Raw genomic sequence first — 17,966 nt, 5'->3', positions numbered from 1 at the left:
GCCTCGAACAGGAAATGGCTGGCCATAGCACTGAAGCGGGCGTTGACCTCTCTGAGCTTGCCACGGCCGACACGATCGACGGCTGTGCGCATGTTGTCGTAGATCCCCCGCCTAGGGACGCCTCCAAACACCGCAAAGGCACGGTTGTGGGCATCGAACAGCATCTCATGGGTTTGCAGGGGATAAGCCCGCAGATAGAAGGCTCGGCTGTGGCTGAGCTTGAAGTGAGCCACTTGCAGCTTGGTGCGTACACCCGCAATGACAGCCCAATCCTCGCTCCAATCAAACTGGAAGGCTTCTCCAGCACCGAAGACCAGGGGCACAAAAACGCCTCGCCCTGATGTCTGCTCCGCCGCATGACACTGGGCCTTCCATACTCTGGCAAAGGCAGCGACTCGGTTGTAGGAGCCGGTGTAGCCCAACGCCTGCAAGTCCAGAAACATCTGCTTGATCGTGCGCCGCTGCTTGCGAGAGCGGTTGACTTCTGTACGCAGCCAGCCTGACAGCTTGCTGGCGAAGGGGTCGAGCTTGGTGGCAATGGTGCGCTGTGCAAGTTGAGGTTGCACAACGTCGGAGCGCAAATACTTGCGGATGGTATTGCGAGAAAGCCCAGTTCTGCGGGCGATCTCTCGGATGGACAGGTGCTCACGCAAAGCCCAGCGCCGGATGACACTCAAAGTAGCCACGTCAATCACTCCTGGTCTCCTGCTGCACAAGAAAGCAGCAGGCTAGGGTTAATGCGTGGGTCAGATTGAGATGGAAAAACCGGGGGCTAGTGGGTCACTTCTGGGTGGAAATCAACACTCGTGTGCAGCTATTGGCGGAAATCGCTGTATAGCAGACATCTGCTGACAAGGCGGGATTGGCTGCAAAGGGTCGGCAGTACCAGTTCATAAGCCGGGATAGCGGACTTCCAGCAACTTTCTTGGCTGCACTGGCGGTCACGGTCAGCTGCTTACCTGAAACCTGTCGTTGAGCAGTCGCCAGCCTTGGCGCTCGGATGACCGTTATGTAGCGACGACCGATAGATCGTGATGCCGCTATGGACAACAGCAATCGTTGCGCAGCAGTCATTTATCGCGATATGACGAGCTGCAACGATGAGGTACGCAGCACATCCCAGAATAAAGGAACAGAAAAAAGGCTACCGATTGGTAGCCTTTTTTCGTTCAAGCGATCGATAGATTAAAGCTCTTACCAAGTGAGATCCTATAAATATCTCAATAGATGCTTCTCAAAATCTCACCTTATGGGTCTCGCTACAAGGACATCAAACGTCGATATTCCCCGCCCGCAGCGCGTTGTCTTCGATGAAGTTGCGGCGCGGTTCGACCTCGTCACCCATGAGCATGGTGAAGACGCGGTCGGCTTCGATGGCGTCGCCGATCTTGACCTGCAGCAGGCTGCGGACATTGGGGTCCATGGTGGTTTCCCAGAGCTGCTCGGGGTTCATTTCACCCAGACCCTTGTAGCGCTGGCGACCCGTGGTGCGCTCGGCTTCGGAGATCAGCCAGGCCATGGCCTGACGGAAGTCGCCGACCTTTTCGGTCTTGGCCTTCTCGCCTTCGCCGCGCGTGACCTTGGCGCCTTCGCCCAGCAGGCCGACGAAGTTCTGCGCTTCGTCGGACAGGGCGGCGTAGTCATGGCTGCGCACGAACTCCTGGGTCAGGATGGAGCTCTTGATATTGCCGTGGTGATGGCGGCTGATGCGCAGGATGGGGTGCTCGCTGTTGGGGTCGATCTCGGCCGTCACATCGGCGGGCACGCCGGTGGTGGTCAGCTCGCGTAGCTTGGCTTCCAGAATCGGCGCGCACTCCTGGGCTTCTTCAATGGTGTCGAGCTTGATCTGCACGCCGTCGGCAATGGCGCGCAGGGCCTCGGCATCCATGAAGTTGGACAGGCGCTCGATGACGGTTTCGGCGGCCAGGTGCATGTTGGCCAGCTTGGCCAGCTCTTCGCCTTCGACGGTGCGCGGAGTGTCGCCGCCGGTGTTCACGCTGGCATGGTTCAGCGCGATCTTGAGCAGGTATTTGTTGAGGGCCGGGCCGTCCTTGAGGTAGAGCTCTTCCTTGCCGTTCTTGACCTTGTACAGCGGCGGCTGGGCGATGTAGATATGGCCGCGCTCGACCAGGTCGGGCATCTGGCGGTAGAAGAAGGTCAGCAGCAGAGTTCGGATGTGGGCGCCGTCCACGTCCGCGTCGGTCATGATGATGATGCGGTGGTAGCGCAGCTTGTCGGGGTTGTAGTCGTCGCTGCTGCTCTTGCCCGAGTCTTCGCTGACCTTGCCGATGCCGGTGCCCAGGGCCGTGATCAGGGTGATGATTTCCTGGCTGGACAGCAGCTTTTCGTAGCGGGCCTTTTCCACGTTCAGGATCTTGCCGCGCAGCGGCAGGATGGCCTGGAATTTACGGTCGCGACCCTGCTTGGCAGAGCCGCCGGCGGAGTCACCCTCGACGATATAGATTTCGCACAGCGCAGGATCTTTTTCCTGGCAGTCGGCCAGCTTGCCGGGCAGGCCCATGCCGTCGAGCACGCCCTTGCGGCGCGTCATTTCACGGGCCTTGCGCGCGGCTTCACGGGCGCGGGCCGCCTCGATGATCTTGCCGCACAGGATCTTGGCGTCGTTGGGGTTTTCTTCGAGGAAGTCGGTCAGGCTCTTGGCCACGATGTCTTCCACGGGCGCGCGCACTTCCGAGCTGACCAGCTTGTCCTTGGTCTGGCTGGAGAACTTGGGCTCGGGCACCTTGACGCTGAGCACGGCGCACAGGCCTTCGCGCATGTCGTCGCCGGAGACTTCGACCTTGGCCTTCTTGGCCATTTCGTTGTCGGCGATGTATTTTCCGATCACGCGGGTCATGGCCGCGCGCAGGCCGGTCAGGTGGGTGCCGCCATCACGCTGGGGAATGTTGTTGGTGAAGCACAGCACCTGCTCGGCATAGCTGTCGTTCCACTGCATGGAGACTTCGACACCGATTTCGGTGCCGGGAATGCCGCCATAGGTTTCTGCAGGGCGCGAGCCGTTGGCATGGAAGGTGGTGGGGTGCAGCACCTTCTTGGTGCCGTTGATGAACTGCACAAAGCCCTTGACGCCGCCGGCGCCCGAGAAGTCGTCTTCCTTGCCGTCGCGCTCGTCCTTCAAGCGGATGCGCACGCCGTTGTTCAGGAAGGACAGCTCGCGCAGGCGCTTGGCCAGGATTTCATAGCGGAACTCGAAGTTCTCCTTGAAGATTTCCTGGTCGGGCAGAAAGTGCACCTTGGTGCCGCGCTTGTCGCTGGCGCCGACCACGCGCATGGGCGAGACTTCGGCGCCGTCCACGACTTCGATCAGGCGGTTTTGCACAAAGCCGCGCGAGAAGTCGATCTCGTGGCGTCGGCCGTCGCGGCTGACGGTGAGCTTGAGCCAGACGGACAGCGCGTTCACGCAGGACACGCCCACGCCGTGCAGGCCGCCCGAGACCTTGTAGCTGTTCTGGTTGAACTTGCCGCCGGCGTGCAGCTCGGTCAGCGCGATTTCGGCAGCCGAGCGCTTGGGCTCGTGCTTGTCGTCCATCTTCACGCCGGTGGGAATGCCGCGGCCGTTGTCGATGACGGACAGCGAGCCGTCGGCATGGATGGTGACCAGAATGTCGTCGCAGTAGCCGGCCAGTGCTTCGTCGATGGAGTTGTCCACGACCTCGAAGACCAGGTGGTGCAGACCGGTGCCGTCCGAGGTGTCACCGATGTACATGCCTGGGCGCTTGCGCACGGCTTCCAGGCCTTCCAGGATCTGGATTGCGCCTTCGCCATAGCCGCCTGCATCTGCTGCGGTCTGGGTGTCTGGCTTGTTCTCTTCGGTCATGAAATTACCTTGCTGCTACAAGGTCAGGAGCTGTTGGCGCCTGACCTGCATAACTTTCAAATGAATACTTGCCTGAAATCATTACAGGACGAGCGGTAGCTGCTCCTGTTATTTCAGGCAATGAAATGGCTGGCTGCGTTCGGTCCACTCAGATGCGCATGGGCATCACGACGTACTTGAAGCTTTCGTTCTCGGGGATGGTGACCAGCGCCGAGCTGTTGCCGTCCTGCAGATCGATCTTGACCATGTCCTGGCTCATATTGGTGAGCACGTCGATCAGATAGGTCACGTTGAAGCCGATCTCGATGGTGTCGCCACCGTAGTCGATGTCGAGTTCGTCCATGGCCTCTTCCTGCTCGGCGTTGTTGGACGCCACGCGCAGCGTGCCAGGCTCGACCGACAGGCGCACGCCCTTGAACTTGTCGCTGGTCATGATGGCCGTGCGCTGCAGCGATGCCAGCAGCGGGGCGCGGCCCAGGGTCACGCTGTTGGTGTGGTTGCGCGGGATGACGCGGTTGTAGTCGGGGAACTTGCCCTCGACCAGCTTGGTCACGAACTCCATGCCGCCAAAGGTGAACTTGGCCTGGTTGTTGGCAAACTGCATCTCGATGACGGGCTGGTTCTCGCCGCTGGCGTCCGACAGCAGGCGCTGCAGCTCCAGCACGGTCTTGCGCGGCAGAATCACTTCCTGCTTGATGGGCACTTCCACGTCCAGCGTGGCGCTGGCCCAGGCCAGGCGGTGGCCGTCGGTGGCCACCAGGCTCAGGGTGTTGCCTTCGGCGACGAACAGAATGCCGTTGAGGTAGTAGCGGATGTCCTGCACGGCCATGGCAAAGGAGACCCGGCCCAGCAGGTCCTTGAGCACCTTCTGCGGCACGCTGAAGGCGGGGCCGAAGGCGGCCGATTCCTGCACCAGCGGGAAGTCTTCGGCGGGCAGGGTCTGCAGCGTGAAGCGGCTCTTGCCGCCTTTCAGAATCATCTTGGACTGCTGCGTCTCCAGGCTCACGGTCTGGTCGCCGGGCATGGTCTTCAGGATGTCGATCAGCTTGCGGGCACCGATGGTGGTGGTGAAGTCGCCGGCGTCGCCGCCCAGCTCGGCCGTGGTGCGGATCTGGATTTCCAGATCGCTGGTTGTCAGCTGCAGTGCATTGCCGGTCTTCTTGATCAGCACATTGGCCAGAATGGGCAGCGTGTGGCGGCGCTCGACAATGCCGGCCACCGATTGCAGGACCGCGAGAACTTTGTCTTGTGTGGCTTTCAGGACGATCATGTCAACCTCAGTGATTTAAGTGCGCATTTGTTTTGACGCGGCGGCATCCGCAGGGCAGGGCGGACGCTCCCTCATGCCGCGTGAATTCCCCATTTTGCCCTGTGTGAGTGACATTCATGGGGGAGTTTTTCAGAGCGTGGTCATGATCTCTACGTCGGCGCGAGCAGATCGTGAACACGCTCTTAACCCTTGAGTGTTTGTTCCAGCACATGCAGCTGCTGGTTCAACTCGGTGTTGGTCTGGCGCTCGCCCGCAATCTTGCGTACGGCGTGCAGCACCGTGGTGTGATCGCGGCCGCCGAACAGCTCGCCGATCTCGGGCAGGCTTTTTTGCGTCAGCTCCTTGGCCAGGTACATGGCAATCTGGCGCGGCCGGGCAATGCTGGCCGGGCGCTTCTTGCTGTACATGTCGGCCACCTTGATCTTGTAGTAGTCGGCCACCGTCTTCTGGATGTTTTCCACAGAAATCTGGCGGTTCTGAATACTGAGCAGGTCGCGCAGCGCCTCGCGGGCCAGCTGGATCGACACTTCCTTCTGGTTGAAGCGCGAATAGGCCAGGATCTTGCGCAGCGCGCCTTCGAGCTCACGCACGTTGGAGCGCACGTTCTTGGCCACGAAGAAGGCAACTTCCTCGGGCATGTCGGCGTTCTCGGCACGGGCCTTGTTGATCAGAATCGCCACGCGCATTTCCAGCTCGGGCGGCTCGATGGCCACCGTCAGGCCTGAGTCGAAGCGCGAGACCAGGCGCTCGTGAATATTGGCCAGACCCTTGGGGTAGGTGTCGGACGTCATCACGATATGGCTCTTCTTGGCCAGCAGGGCCTCGAATGCATTGAAGAATTCTTCCTGCGTACGGTCCTTGTTGGCGAAGAACTGCACATCGTCGATCAGCAGCAGGTCGAGCGAGTGGTAGCGTTCCTTGAACTCGTCGAAGGTGCGGCGCTGGTAGGCCTTGACCACATCCGAGACGAACTGCTCGGCGTGGATGTAGAGAATCTTGGCGTCGGGCTTGTCCTTGAGCAGCTGGTTACCCACAGCATGCACCAGGTGGGTCTTACCGAGACCGACACCGCCATAGATGAACAGCGGGTTGTAGAGATGACCGGGCGAGCCTGCCACATGCATGGCGGCCGAGCGCGCCATGCGGTTGGCCGTACCTTCGACCAGCGTCTCGAAGGTGAGAGCCGGGTTCAATCGGGTGCGGAAAACCGGTGCGCTGGCCTCTTCGCTGGTGACGGTAGGCACGGCGACATTGTGCGTTTGCGGTGCAGCCTGCTGAGTCGATGAAGGAGGGCGCACATAAGTACGAACAACGCTTTCCCGCTGAGCAAGTGCTAACTCAAGAGTGACGGGTTGGCCGTAGAGCGACTCCAGCATGGCCGAGATGCGGCCCGCATACTGGGCACGGATCCAGTCCAGCTTGAAGCGGTTGGCCACATAGACGGTGACCTTGGAAAAATCTTCTGCAACGAGTGCCGTCAGCGGCTTGATCCAGGTGTTGAATTGCTGCTCTGGCAGCTCCTGACCCAGTTGCTCAACGCAGACCTGCCACAGGGCCTGGCCTGCATCATTGGTTGGTTCCTCTGTCATTGTCAAAAGTCTAATTGTGGATAGGAGGAACAGTTGCGGGGTTGGTATTGTAGCTTTTGCGGAAGTTATCCACAAAATATCAGAAGGCTGTCCCCGACTCCGGTGCGTTATAGGCTGCACATCCTAATAGATTGGCCGCCTGCTGTTTGTAAAGAATCTCTGGGCCGCGCAGGTGCTTGACGGGATACCCCGTGAGTCCTTAGCAAATTCAAGGGTCATTGCATCAAAGGCCCAACGCTGTGATAATCCCCGGTTTCCCTGAATGTGTTCAGGGTGATATGAGCCGGGCGCCTTTTTTGTGCGCGCGCGCCCAGTTGCTTTAGGCGCTGTGGCGGGTGCTTTGTTCCGTTTGTTGCCTTCTGGTCCGATGACATGCACGGCATGTGAAAAAATATCGGGTTTGGCGGTGACAGTGTGCGGCGCAAAACCGGAATGGTCGGGCGCAGACATGGCGCCTTGCCGACGCAAATACTGAACCTTCTCAAGGAACCAACATGAAACGTACTTACCAACCTTCCAAGATCCGCCGCGCCCGTACCCACGGTTTCCTGGTCCGCATGAAGACCAAGGGTGGCCGTGCCGTGATCAACGCACGTCGCGCCAAGGGCCGCAAGCGTCTGGCCGTCTAAGGCCGGCGTTGGCTAGCGGTCTGCTCATTCGCTGCGCTGAAGGCCTCTGAACGGAGGCTCTCCTATGCAAAGGCTGAAAACGCGTCCGCAATTCCAGGCCACCATGTCCGCGGGCACGATTGCCCGTACCCCGCACTTCGCCCTGCATCGCATGGAGCTGGTGGCCGAGGTTCCCGACATGGTTGCCAACCCCAGGACAGGGCCCGGATCGAACGATCCGCAGGCCCTGTTTGGCATTGGTGCCGTGCGCAAGCAGGCCTGGCTGGGTGCCATGGTGCCCAAGCGCTGGGCACGCCGCTCGGTCACGCGCCACACCATCAAGCGCCAGATCTACGCGGTGTCCTCGGATTACGAGGATGCCCTGCTGTGTGCTTCCTATGTGGTGCGCCTGCGCTCGGGGTTTGACCGTAAGCAATTCGTCAGTGCAACTTCGGATCAGCTCAAGGCAGCGGTCCGCAAGGAACTGCAACAGCTTTTTGCGACCGGGGCGCGCCGCCTGACGCAGGCCCGTCAGACCGCCGAGGCGGAGGTGAATTTGAAGAAGAATTCACCTCAAGCCATTGATGGTAAAGCGCAAGAAGCTACTGATTTAATAGCAAATCAGCCGGAGAACCAGCCATGATGCAGCGACTGCTCATGGCTGTAGTGCGTGGCTACAGGCTGCTGCTCAGTCCCTGGCTGGGCTCGGCCTGTCGCTTCGAGCCGACCTGCTCGGCCTATTCCCTTCAAGCGCTGGAGCAACACGGCGCTGCGGTAGGCTCTTATCTGACGGTGCGCCGGCTGGCGCGTTGTCATCCGTGGTGTGACGGAGGGCATGATCCCGTGCCACAGCAAAAGCCCAGGCTGTTTTCCTTTCTGGACGATGCCTCGGACTCTTCCGCGACCACCCAACCTTCCTCACCTAAGAAGTCTTCATGAACGATATTCGCCGCACCATACTGTGGGTGATATTTGGCTTTTCCATGGTTTTGCTCTGGGACAAGTGGCAAATCCATAACGGCAAAAAGCCCACCTTCTTCCCATCGCCGCAGACGGTCAGCGCGCCTGCTGCGGCCGATGTCAAGCCTGCTGACGTCAGCGTGCCCCAGCCCGCAGCAGCAGCTTCTGCCGGCGATGTGCCCGGTGCCGCCAATGCCGCGGCGCAGCCCGCAGCAGCCGTGACGCCCCGTCAGGACGTGATCGTGGGCAGCGATGTGATGCGTCTGACCTTCGACAGCGAAGGTGGCACGCTGAAAGCTTCCGAGCTGCTCAAGTACTCCGACACCGTGGATGACAAAAAGCTCATGCAGGTGTTCGAGGAAAACGCCAAGCGTGTGTATCTGGGTCAGACCGGCCTGATCGGCGGCAACTTCCCCACGCACAAGACTCCCATGACCGTGATGCCCGGCGAGCGCGAGCTCAAGGACGGTCAGGACAGCGTGCAAGTGCGCTTCGAGTCGGCCGACCAGGGTGGCGTGAAGCTGGTCAAGACCTTCACGCTCAAGCGCGGCTCCTATGCCGTCGATGTGCAGCACGATGTGGTCAACACCGGCTCTGCCGCCGTGAACCCTCAGCTGTACATGCAGCTGGTGCGCGACGGCAACAAGCCCGAGCATGAGTCCACGTTCTACTCCACCTTCACTGGCCCGGCCGTCTATACCGAAGCCAAGAAGTACCACAAGGTCGAGTTCAAGGACATCGAGAACGGCAAGGCCGAAGTCGACAAGGCATCCTCCAATGGCTATGTGGCCATGGTGCAGCACTACTTCGCCAGCGCCTGGCTGCTGGCCGACGGCATCCAGCGTGACAACTTCGTGCGCAAGGTGGGTGACAACCTCTACGCCGTGGGCATGATCACGCCCGTGGGCACCGTGGAGCCCGGCCAGACCAAGACCGTGAGCTCGCGCCTGTTCTCCGGCCCTCAGGTCGAGCCCATGCTGGAAAAGCTCTCGCCCGGTCTGGAACTGGTCAAGGACTATGGCTGGCTGACGATTCTGGCCAAGCCGCTGTACTGGCTGCTGTCCGAGCTGCACAAGTTCATCGGCAACTGGGGCTGGTCCATCGTGGCCCTGGTGGTGCTGCTGAAGATTGCCTTCTACTGGCTCAACGCCAAGGCTTACTCCTCGATGGCCAAGATGAAGGCCATCAACCCCCGCATTCAGGAAATGCGTGAGCGTCTGAAGGACAAGCCCCAGCAGATGCAGCAGGAGATGATGCGCATCTACCGCGAGGAGAAGGTCAACCCCATGGGCGGCTGCCTGCCCATCGTCATTCAGATCCCTGTCTTCATGGCTCTGTACTGGGTGCTGCAGTCCAGCGTGGAAATTCGCAACGCGCCCTGGATTGGCTGGATTCATGACCTTTCGGTGCCGGATCCCTTCTTCATCCTGCCGCTGCTGATGACTCTGTCCTCGCTGCTGCAGACCGCCCTGAATCCCGCTCCTCCTGACCCCATGCAGGCCAAGATGATGTGGATCATGCCGCTGATGTTCAGCGTGATGTTCTTCTTCTTCCCCTCGGGTCTGGTGCTGTACTGGCTGACGAACAACATTCTGTCGATCGCTCAGCAGTGGATCATCAACAAGCGCATGGGCGTGCCGCCTCAGTTCAACCTGCCGAAGTTCGGCAAGGCTGCCGAAGGCAAGTAAGCACGGCGCCAGCGCCAACAAAAACGCCACCTGAAAAGGTGGCGTTTTTTTATGGGACGAATAAGGGCAGATTTCGTTGGTTGCCAACGATGTTGATGCGCCGTCTGATCAAAGATCTATGCAGGCCAATACAGTCGCTTTAGTGGAATGAGGCGCTTGGTCTCGGCATCGGTGGCATCGTAGTGCTCGATTAATGCACGGACTACATGCTCTAGTGTCCACATCGCCAATGGGATGGAGGCACGATCTGCTTCGTACAGTGCATCCTTGGTAAAGCCGCCTGTGCTTACATACAGACCCCGGTCATCCTTGTGTCGGCCACCGAGGAAGCTGCGGATATCCTGGCTACCCATCTGCTCCTTGCGGTGTTTGACCTCAACGACGATGCGAGGGTGTTCAAAGCCAAAACCATCGGGCGATGCAACAATGTCTTTGCCCCGGTCTGCTCCGTCTGGCGACACCTGTGTCTTGTAGCCCATGGCTCGCAGGATGCCTGCGACGACCTCTTGCATCTCTTTCCAGCTCAGATTGACGATGAGGTCCTTGATCTGCTCTCGCGCACGTTCCTCAATGCCACTCAGTGGGTCAATTGTTTCTTCTTCTACTTCGTATGCCTGTATTGGGGCTGGCTTGCCCTTTAGTGCGGCTTGTATTTCGTTTGCTGCGCTGGACGGGACTTCAAACAGAGTCAGGGTTGAGCCCAGGCTGTTTTTTGTACTGGCGCTAAGACTGTCGCGTGCGAGTTCTTGCATTTGCCACTGAACCTTGCGCACCAAAGACAAGCCCTGCTCGGCCGATTCTGGGCGGTGCTCGGATGGCCCCATAACTTTGCCGATCGAGTAGAGGCGGTTGGCTGGTGAGTAAGTAATGATCCAGTCGCCGTCTTGGATTTCATTGACGAAACGCCAGACCTGTGAAGCGCCCGATATCACGCTGCCTTGCTTGGACTGCGGCTCCATGGATTGAAAGAGTGCAATTAACTGCTTTCGGTCAACTCCAGGCTTGGCATGTGGCGCCAACTGACTCCAGCCGACGGCGACCACGCCTTGCTCTCGGAAAGCATCGTACAGACTGCCGCCTTCGCCTCGTACCATCCACATCCGTGCCATAAAAGTCCTTTTTGAGTGGGTGTCGGACCACTATTTCTGCTGACGGAACACCAGAGTTATTTGCCAATGCAGAAGCTGGAGAAGATCACCCCCAGCAGGTCGTCGGAGCTGAATTCGCCGGTAATAGAGTTCAGCGACAGCTGGGCCAGGCGCAGCTCCTCGGCCAGCAGGTCCAGATGGGCGGATTGAGCGGCCAGTTGCTCGTCGGCCATCTCCAGATGGGCATCCACGGCCTGCAGGGCTTCCACATGGCGGGCGCGGGCCAAGTACAGGCCTTCGGGGGCGGATTGCCAGCCCGCCACTTCCAGCAGGCGCTTGCGCAGCGCATCCAGGCCATCGCCGGTACGGGCCGACAAGGCGATCTGCTCGGTATTCAGCTGGGCGGTGTGGCGGGACTGCACGTCGGCAGCCGCCATATCGGTCTTGTTCCAGACATGGATGACCGGTACCTGCGCGGGCAGCTTGTCCTGCAGGGTGCGGGCGATATCGGCATCGGCTGCCGCATAGTCGGCCTGTTCCACGCGGGTCAGGTCGTGCAGGAAGAGCACGGCATCGGCTGCTGCAATCTCGTCCCAGGCGCGTGCAATGCCGATGCGCTCCACCTCGTCATCGCTGTCACGCAGGCCTGCGGTGTCGATCACATGCAGGGGCACGCCCTCGATCTGAATCGTCTGCTGCACCTTGTCGCGCGTGGTTCCGGCAATGGGGGTGACAATGGCCAGCTCGGCCCCCGCCAGCGCGTTGAGCAGCGAGCTTTTTCCCGCATTGGGCTGGCCGGCAATCACCACCTTGATGCCTTCGCGCAGCAGCGCGCCCTGGTGGGCGCGTGCCAGCACGGCAGTGACCTGGTGGCGCAGGCGCTCCAGCTGGCCAAAGGCATCGGCCTTCTGCAGAAAGTCGATTTCCTCCTCGGGGAAGTCCAGTGTGGCCTCCACCAGCATGCGCAGATGCACCAGGGCATCGCGCAGCACATGGATTTCCTGCGAGAAGGCGCCCGACAGCGAACGGCTGGCACTGCGTGCGGCGGCTTCGGTGCTGGCATCGATGAGGTCGGCAATCGCCTCGGCCTGGGCCAGGTCGATCTTGTCGTTGAGAAAAGCACGCTCGGTGAACTCGCCGGGCTGGGCCAGGCGCAGCCCAGTCAGCACCGGCTTGCCGTCTTCATTGGCGCTCTGTGCTGCTTCCAGACAGCGTGCCAGCAGCAGCTGCAGCACCACGGGGCCGCCATGGGCCTGCAGTTCCAGCACATCCTCGCCCGTGTAGCTGTGCGGGCCGGGAAAGTAGATGGCCAGGCCATGGTCTATGGGCGAGCCGCCCGCATCCCTGAAAGGCAGATAAGTCGCTTCGCGCGGTTTCAGCGCCTTGCCGCAAAGCGTCCGTACCAGCGCAGCAATGCCTTTGCCGGAGACCCGAACAATGCCCACGGCACCACGCCCCGGAGCGGTGGCAATGGCGGCAATCGGGTCGTTGTGGCGGGGCAGCATGGGCGGACTTTCGGTCGAGAAGAGAAGCCGCGAATCATAGCCCTGCGGGTCAAGTCCTAGAAAGTCAGTGGTGAGCGCTGCTTGGGCGGCTATTTAACAAAAGAAGTATTTCATACAATCGTCACAAATCTGTCACGAAATATGAATATATCTTCCTTTGCAATGAGACTGGGCTCTCTAATCGCCTGGATATTGCTTTTTTCACCTCCGTTTCTCATTCGCTCATATGGAAAAGAAGTGGGCTACACGCTGTTGGCCGCGCTGTTCTTCTATCCTTTGGCGCTGTCCCGAAAGTCTCTGGCGATCTGTATTCCACTTCTGATTTTTATCGGCGCTGCGAATATTTTTCATGCCCAGTTTTTGGGAAACATGATCGATGAGTTTTCCCTTGCCACGGTGCTGCGCACCGAAGCTCATGAGGCTGCCGAGTTCCTGAACTCCATCAATCGCCAGATGATTCTTGTCGTGCTGTGCTGGCTGGTAGCAAGTTTCGGCTGTGGCTACTTTCTCTTTAAAAACTGCAAGGCTGGAGCAGCTCCATTTCAGAAATGGGAGAAAAGAATACTGCTGGGCATAGGATTGCTCTGGACCAGTTTTTTTGCCTTTGGCATGACTCAGCAGTTCACCGTCAATGACTATGTGCATAAACTGCGTCATATCTACCCCATGCATATGGCCAAGGCTGCAGTGCGTTATGGCGATCTGGAAAAAGAGGTTTTCTATCAGCCGACATTGCCTGCCAGGCCAAGTGCATCTCAGGCGAACACCTTGGTGGTGATTATTGGTGAGAGTGCCAGCAGCCATCGCTGGTCACTATTGGGCTATCAGGAAGACGATACCAATCAGTCACTGAGGCAGGTTTCCGGTTTGCGGACCTACAAGGTCATGGCTCATGGCTTCAACACGGCAAAGGCACTGCCCTATATTTTGACGGGGCAGTCTGCTTTCGACAGCCAGAAAAATGCCTCGCCTTCGTTCCTGGATTTGGCTCGGCATGCTGGCTACAAGACCTTTGTCTTTTCCAACTCCAGATTCAATGACAAGAGCGAGGATATGTACTCGCAGATATTGCGTCGCTCTGCGGATGTCTATGCCAAGGTGGGCAATGGGGCACATGACGAAGTGATGACGACTTGGCTGGAGAAGTCGCTGGCGGATGACGCGTCACATAAGCTAGTGGTTCTTCATACCTATGGCAGTCATCCCGATATCTCCCAGCGCTACCCTCGTTCCCGCTATGAGGGCGCAGATTCATACGATAACTCGATTCGCTATACCTCGGACCTGCTGGCCGACTGGATTCGCATGCTGGATGAAGCGTCTGACGCGCCCAGCGCGCTGCTTTACGTGTCTGATCATGGCCTTGGAGTTCCTCCTTGTGTGGACAGCCCTCGCCAGGGCAATGATCAGTCAGTGCTGGAGGTGCCACTGGCATATTGGACGAACGAGGCAATGAGGGGTCTGCAAGGGAGTGAAGAGGTGGCGATCTCTGAAAGTCCTATGGCACACAGCACGACTCTGGCGCCCGAGATATTGATTGCAGCTCAGGGATACGACGTCAGCACGGCGATGCCGCATTTGCAGGACAGCCGGAAGCTGCATTTCGATGGCGTGCCTTATGCCGAGCTCTATCGCGACGATGCCTGCACGCCCTGAGGTGCAAAATCTCCATGTGTTATGCATTTTTCGCATAATGTTATGATTTTGTTTGCATTGTTATTGAACAGTCATGGCTGTTTGACCTTAAACGCCGAGCTGCACCCCCTCTTTTTTTGATAGCACTCGGCCTACAATCCAAAATCCGATTTCATCGTCCGCAGGAGCGCAGGGGCCGGGCTGTGTGCCCATAGAGAGTCCTTACTGCGGATGACTTACTTTGCGAGCTGGAGACCGCTGATGTCCGACACCAAGCCCATTACCTCGATTGATAAACGTGCGTTGCTGCGTCAGGCGGCACTGGAGTATCACGAGTTCCCCAAGCCCGGCAAGGTGGCCATCACGGCAACCAAGCCCATGGCCAATCAGCATGATCTGGCCCTGGCCTACTCACCCGGCGTGGCTGCGCCCTGCGAGGAAATCGTCAAGGACCCCGCTGCGGCCTTCAAATACACCAGCCGCGGCAACCTGGTGGGCGTGATCTCCAACGGCACGGCAGTGCTGGGCCTGGGCGACATCGGTGCGCTGGCCTCCAAGCCCGTGATGGAGGGCAAGGGCGTACTGTTCAAGAAGTTCGCCGGCGTCGATGTGTTCGATATCGAGATCGACGAGAAGGATCCGCAAAAGCTGGTCGACGTGATTGCTGCGCTGGAGCCCACCTTCGGCGCCATCAACCTTGAAGACATCAAGGCGCCCGAGTGCTTTTTCGTGGAGCGCGAGCTGCGCAAGCGCATGAACATTCCCGTCTTCCACGACGACCAGCACGGCACGGCCATCACCGTGGCAGCGGCCATGGTCAACGCGCTCAAGGTCGCGGGCAAGAAGATCGAAGAGGTCAAGCTGGTGGCTTCGGGCGCCGGCGCCGCGGCTCTGGCCTGCCTGAACCTGCTGCTGGAAGTGGGTCTGAAGCGCGAGAACGTGTTCGTGACCGACATTGCCGGCGTGGTCTATGAGGGCCGTACCGAGCTGATGGATCCGGACAAGGCGCTGTTTGCCCAGAAGACCGAGCTGCGCACGCTGGGTGAGGTGATCGAGGGCGCCGACGCCTTCCTGGGCCTGTCCGCCGGCAACGTGCTCAAGCAGGACATGGTCAAGAAGATGGCGGCCAGGCCCATCATCTTCGCGCTGGCCAACCCCAACCCGGAAATCATTCCTGAAGATGTGAAGGCGGTGCGCGACGACGCCATCATCGCCACGGGCCGCACGGACTACCCCAACCAGGTCAACAACGTCCTGTGCTTCCCCTACATCTTCCGTGGCGCGCTGGACTGCGGTGCGACCACCATCACCACCTCGATGGAGATCGCCTGCGTGCATGCGATTGCCGCGCTGGCCCAGGCCGAGCAGTCCGAAGAAGTGGCAGCCGCCTATGTGGGCGAGGTGCTGAGCTTCGGCCCCGAGTACCTGATTCCCAAGCCCTTCGATCCGCGCCTGATGCTGATCGTGGCGCCCGCCGTGGCCCAGGCTGCGGCCGAAGCCGGTGTGGCCAAGCGCCCCATCCAGGACATGGATGCCTATCGCGAGCATCTGAAGACCTTTGTCTACGCCTCCGGCACCATGATGAAGCCCATCGTGCACGCCGCCAAGAAGGCCACCAAGAAGCGCGTGGCCTATGCTGAGGGCGAGGAAGAGCGCATCCTGCGCGCTGCCCAGATCGTGGTGGACGAACGCATTGCCCGCCCGACACTGATCGGCCGCCCCGCCATCATTGCCCAGCGCATCGAGAAGTTCGGCCTGCGCATGAAGGAAGGCGCCGACTACGACGTGGTCAACGTCGAGCATGACGAGCGCTACCGCGACTTCTGGCAGAGCTATCACCGCATGACGGAGCGCAAGGGCATCACCGCGCCCATCGCCAAGATCGAAATGCGCCGCCGCCTGACGCTGATCGGCTCCATGCTGCTGCACAAGGGCGAGGTCGACGGCCTGATCTGCGGCACCTGGAACAACACCAATGTGCACCTGAACTATATCGATCAGGTCATCGGCAAGCGCAGCGGCGTGGCCACCTATGCCTGCATGAACGGCCTGCTGCTGCCCGAGCGCCAGGTGTTCCTGGTGGACACCCACGTCAACTACGACCCCACGGCCGAGCAACTGGCCGAGATCACCATCATGGCCGCCGAGGAAATGATGCGCTTCGGCATCAAGCCCAAGGCTGCGCTGCTGAGCCACTCCAACTTCGGCTCCAGCAACCAGCCCAGCGCCGTCAAGATGCGTCAGACCCTGGAGCTGCTGCGCGAGCAGGCGCCCTGGCTGGAAGTGGATGGCGAAATGCACGGCGATGTGGCCCTGGACGGCAAGGCCCGCGCCAAGCTCATGCCCAACAGCACGCTGCTGGGTGATGCCAACCTGCTGGTGTCGCCCAACATCGACGCCGCCAACATCAGCTACAACCTGCTCAAGCAGGCTGCCGGCGGCGGCATTGCCGTGGGCCCGGTGCTGCTGGGTGCGGCCAAGCCCGTGCATGTGCTGACTCCCAGCACCACGGTACGCCGTATCGTGAACATGACGGCGCTGACCGTGGCCGACGCCAACGTCAGCCGTTAATTACGCGGTAAAAACAAAAGCCCGCCGTGCATGGAGCACGGCGGGCTTTTTTGTGCCTGCGGCGGGGCTTACCAGGTGCGGCTGACGCCTGTGTCCACCGTGCCAAAGATTTCCACGCTGCCGGCTCCGCTGGAGCTGGAGGAGGCCGGCATGGTGCCGGAGCAGGCCGTCAGCGTCAGCGTGGCGGCTGCTGCGGCCAGGGTGAGCCATTTGCGCATCTGCATTTCCTTGTCCGCATCCATTGCGGCTTATGGCTCATGGTAGCGGGCCGAAGATACCCTGCCGTAACAGCTTGTTATGCCTGAAATTGGTATGAAACCAATTCAGGACAAGCATTGGCAGCTATCAAATTTGATCAGGTCTCCAGATACAGCTCGGCCAGCCGCTCGCGTGCAGCACCGTCTATACCCAGAACCTGGGTCAGATAGCGGTCCACGCTGCCATGCTGGGCGCGCACCACATCGACCGAGGCCATCAGGTAGGACGGCTGCACGCGCCACAGCGCGTCCAGAGCCTCTTCGGACAGCTGGCCGTACATCTGGGCGGGGCGTCTGAAGTATTGATTGGTCAGCAGATAGTCTTCCATTATCTGCTCCTCGTCCACACCCAGCGCCGTCAGCAGCAGGGCAGCGGCCCAGCCCGTGCGGTCCTTGCCGGCCGTGCAGTGAAAGACCAGCGGCGCATCGCTGAGCTGCAGCAGCGCGAGGAACTGTGCAAAGCGATTGCCGTACACGTTCACAAAGCTGCGGTAGGTGTCATGCATCAGCTCCTCGGTATCGCGGCTGCTGAGGTTGCGGCCCTGCTCCATCATGGACTGGGCGCGCTGCACTACCGTGGGCTCGACGACCAGGGCATGGCGTTCGATCCTGGGCCAGTCATAGGAGAGATGCGCGCTTTCGCCTTCTCCGCGAAAGTCCGCGCTGCGGTGGATGCCCAGCTTTTGCAGCTGTTCCAGATCCTGCTGCGTCAGATGCGCCAGATGGGCGGAGCGGTACAGCTTGCCCCATTGCAGGCGGCGGCCGTCCAGGCCCCGATATCCGCCCAGATCACGGAAATTGGAGGCTCCCGAGAGGGAGACTTGGCGCGCTGGGCGCTCCGTCAGCAGGTCGTGGTTCAGTTGCATATCACTGCTTATAGCGGATTGCAAAGACCCGTCCATGTCATCCGTGTTACCCAGCTGCGGCGCATGCATCGTCGGCCCCGACGAAAAGCGC

The 17,966-nt window shown here is 60.0% G+C and carries 14 protein-coding genes; 6 read left to right on the top strand and 8 right to left on the bottom strand.

The genetic code is table 11. From position 1 onward, the window contains the following. The 4 genes from istA to dnaA form a co-directional block, all read right to left on the bottom strand. On the bottom strand, positions 1-695 hold a 695-nt coding region (istA, locus tag ACWGXF_RS04705; protein ID WP_452101709.1), incomplete at its 3' end, for an IS21 family transposase. 575 nt (positions 696-1,270) lie between these two features. Further along, entirely contained in the window at positions 1,271-3,838 is a 2,568-nt protein-coding gene (gene gyrB / locus ACWGXF_RS04700; protein WP_054073439.1) for a DNA topoisomerase (ATP-hydrolyzing) subunit B, read from the bottom strand. A 148-nt stretch (positions 3,839-3,986) separates the two neighbouring features. Beyond that, on the bottom strand, positions 3,987-5,108 hold the full coding sequence (dnaN, locus tag ACWGXF_RS04695; protein ID WP_039049313.1) for a DNA polymerase III subunit beta: 1,122 nt from the start codon (positions 5,106-5,108) through the stop codon (positions 3,987-3,989). A 182-nt stretch (positions 5,109-5,290) separates the two neighbouring features. Next, the gene (dnaA, locus tag ACWGXF_RS04690) at positions 5,291-6,697 is read right to left on the bottom strand and encodes a chromosomal replication initiator protein DnaA (protein WP_003064795.1); all 1,407 of its coding nucleotides are present in this window, start codon (positions 6,695-6,697) and stop codon (positions 5,291-5,293) included. A gap of 494 nt (positions 6,698-7,191) precedes the next feature. On the opposite strand from dnaA, the gene rpmH reads away from it, so the two are divergent. The 4 genes from rpmH (at position 7,192) to yidC (ending at position 9,953) form a co-directional block, all read left to right on the top strand. After that, on the top strand, positions 7,192-7,326 hold the full coding sequence (rpmH, locus tag ACWGXF_RS04685) for a 50S ribosomal protein L34 (protein WP_003060014.1): 135 nt from the start codon (positions 7,192-7,194) through the stop codon (positions 7,324-7,326). 64 nt (positions 7,327-7,390) lie between these two features. Next, complete coding sequence (locus tag ACWGXF_RS04680) at positions 7,391-7,948, top strand: ribonuclease P protein component (protein ID WP_012840383.1); 558 nt, start codon at positions 7,391-7,393, stop codon at positions 7,946-7,948. Next, complete coding sequence (gene yidD, locus ACWGXF_RS04675) at positions 7,945-8,244, top strand: membrane protein insertion efficiency factor YidD (RefSeq protein WP_003064792.1); 300 nt, start codon at positions 7,945-7,947, stop codon at positions 8,242-8,244. Before ACWGXF_RS04680 ends, yidD begins: the two co-directional genes overlap by 4 nt. Next, entirely contained in the window at positions 8,241-9,953 is a 1,713-nt protein-coding gene (yidC, locus tag ACWGXF_RS04670; protein WP_012840382.1) for a membrane protein insertase YidC, read from the top strand. The genes yidD and yidC overlap by 4 nt, the downstream gene beginning before the upstream one ends. A 116-nt stretch (positions 9,954-10,069) precedes the next feature. On the opposite strand, the gene ACWGXF_RS04665 is transcribed toward yidC, so the two are convergent. Continuing rightward, positions 10,070-11,062, bottom strand: coding sequence for a restriction endonuclease (locus ACWGXF_RS04665; protein ID WP_034351101.1), 993 nt, complete (start codon positions 11,060-11,062; stop codon positions 10,070-10,072). Between the two features lie 56 nt (positions 11,063-11,118). After that, a complete protein-coding gene (mnmE, locus tag ACWGXF_RS04660) occupies positions 11,119-12,546 on the bottom strand; it encodes a tRNA uridine-5-carboxymethylaminomethyl(34) synthesis GTPase MnmE (RefSeq protein ID WP_256629323.1) in 1,428 nt (475 codons plus the stop codon). A gap of 141 nt (positions 12,547-12,687) precedes the next feature. Here mnmE and ACWGXF_RS04655 point away from each other — a divergent pair, with 141 nt between their 5' ends. Then, positions 12,688-14,202 carry a sulfatase-like hydrolase/transferase gene (locus ACWGXF_RS04655; RefSeq protein ID WP_237734806.1) on the top strand — a complete coding sequence of 505 codons (1,515 nt, stop codon included), beginning with the start codon at positions 12,688-12,690 and terminating at the stop codon, positions 14,200-14,202. Between the two features lie 240 nt (positions 14,203-14,442). Further along, positions 14,443-16,752 (top strand): NADP-dependent malic enzyme, encoded by a 2,310-nt coding sequence (locus ACWGXF_RS04650; protein ID WP_012840379.1) that lies wholly within the window; start codon positions 14,443-14,445, stop codon positions 16,750-16,752. 68 nt (positions 16,753-16,820) lie between these two features. Here ACWGXF_RS04650 and ACWGXF_RS04645 read toward each other — a convergent pair whose 3' ends face one another. Next, positions 16,821-16,970, bottom strand: a complete 150-nt coding sequence (locus tag ACWGXF_RS04645) for a hypothetical protein (RefSeq protein WP_256629317.1) — start codon at positions 16,968-16,970, stop codon at positions 16,821-16,823. A 137-nt stretch (positions 16,971-17,107) separates the two neighbouring features. Further along, positions 17,108-17,875 (bottom strand): tyrosine-protein phosphatase, encoded by a 768-nt coding sequence (locus tag ACWGXF_RS04640; RefSeq protein ID WP_034351093.1) that lies wholly within the window; start codon positions 17,873-17,875, stop codon positions 17,108-17,110. Positions 17,876-17,966 lie beyond the last annotated feature (91 nt).

It is taken from the genome of Comamonas sp. HJ-2 (assembly GCF_053615495.1).
Note: the sequence above shows the minus strand (reverse complement) of the source record. Positions and strands in the feature narration are given on the sequence as shown.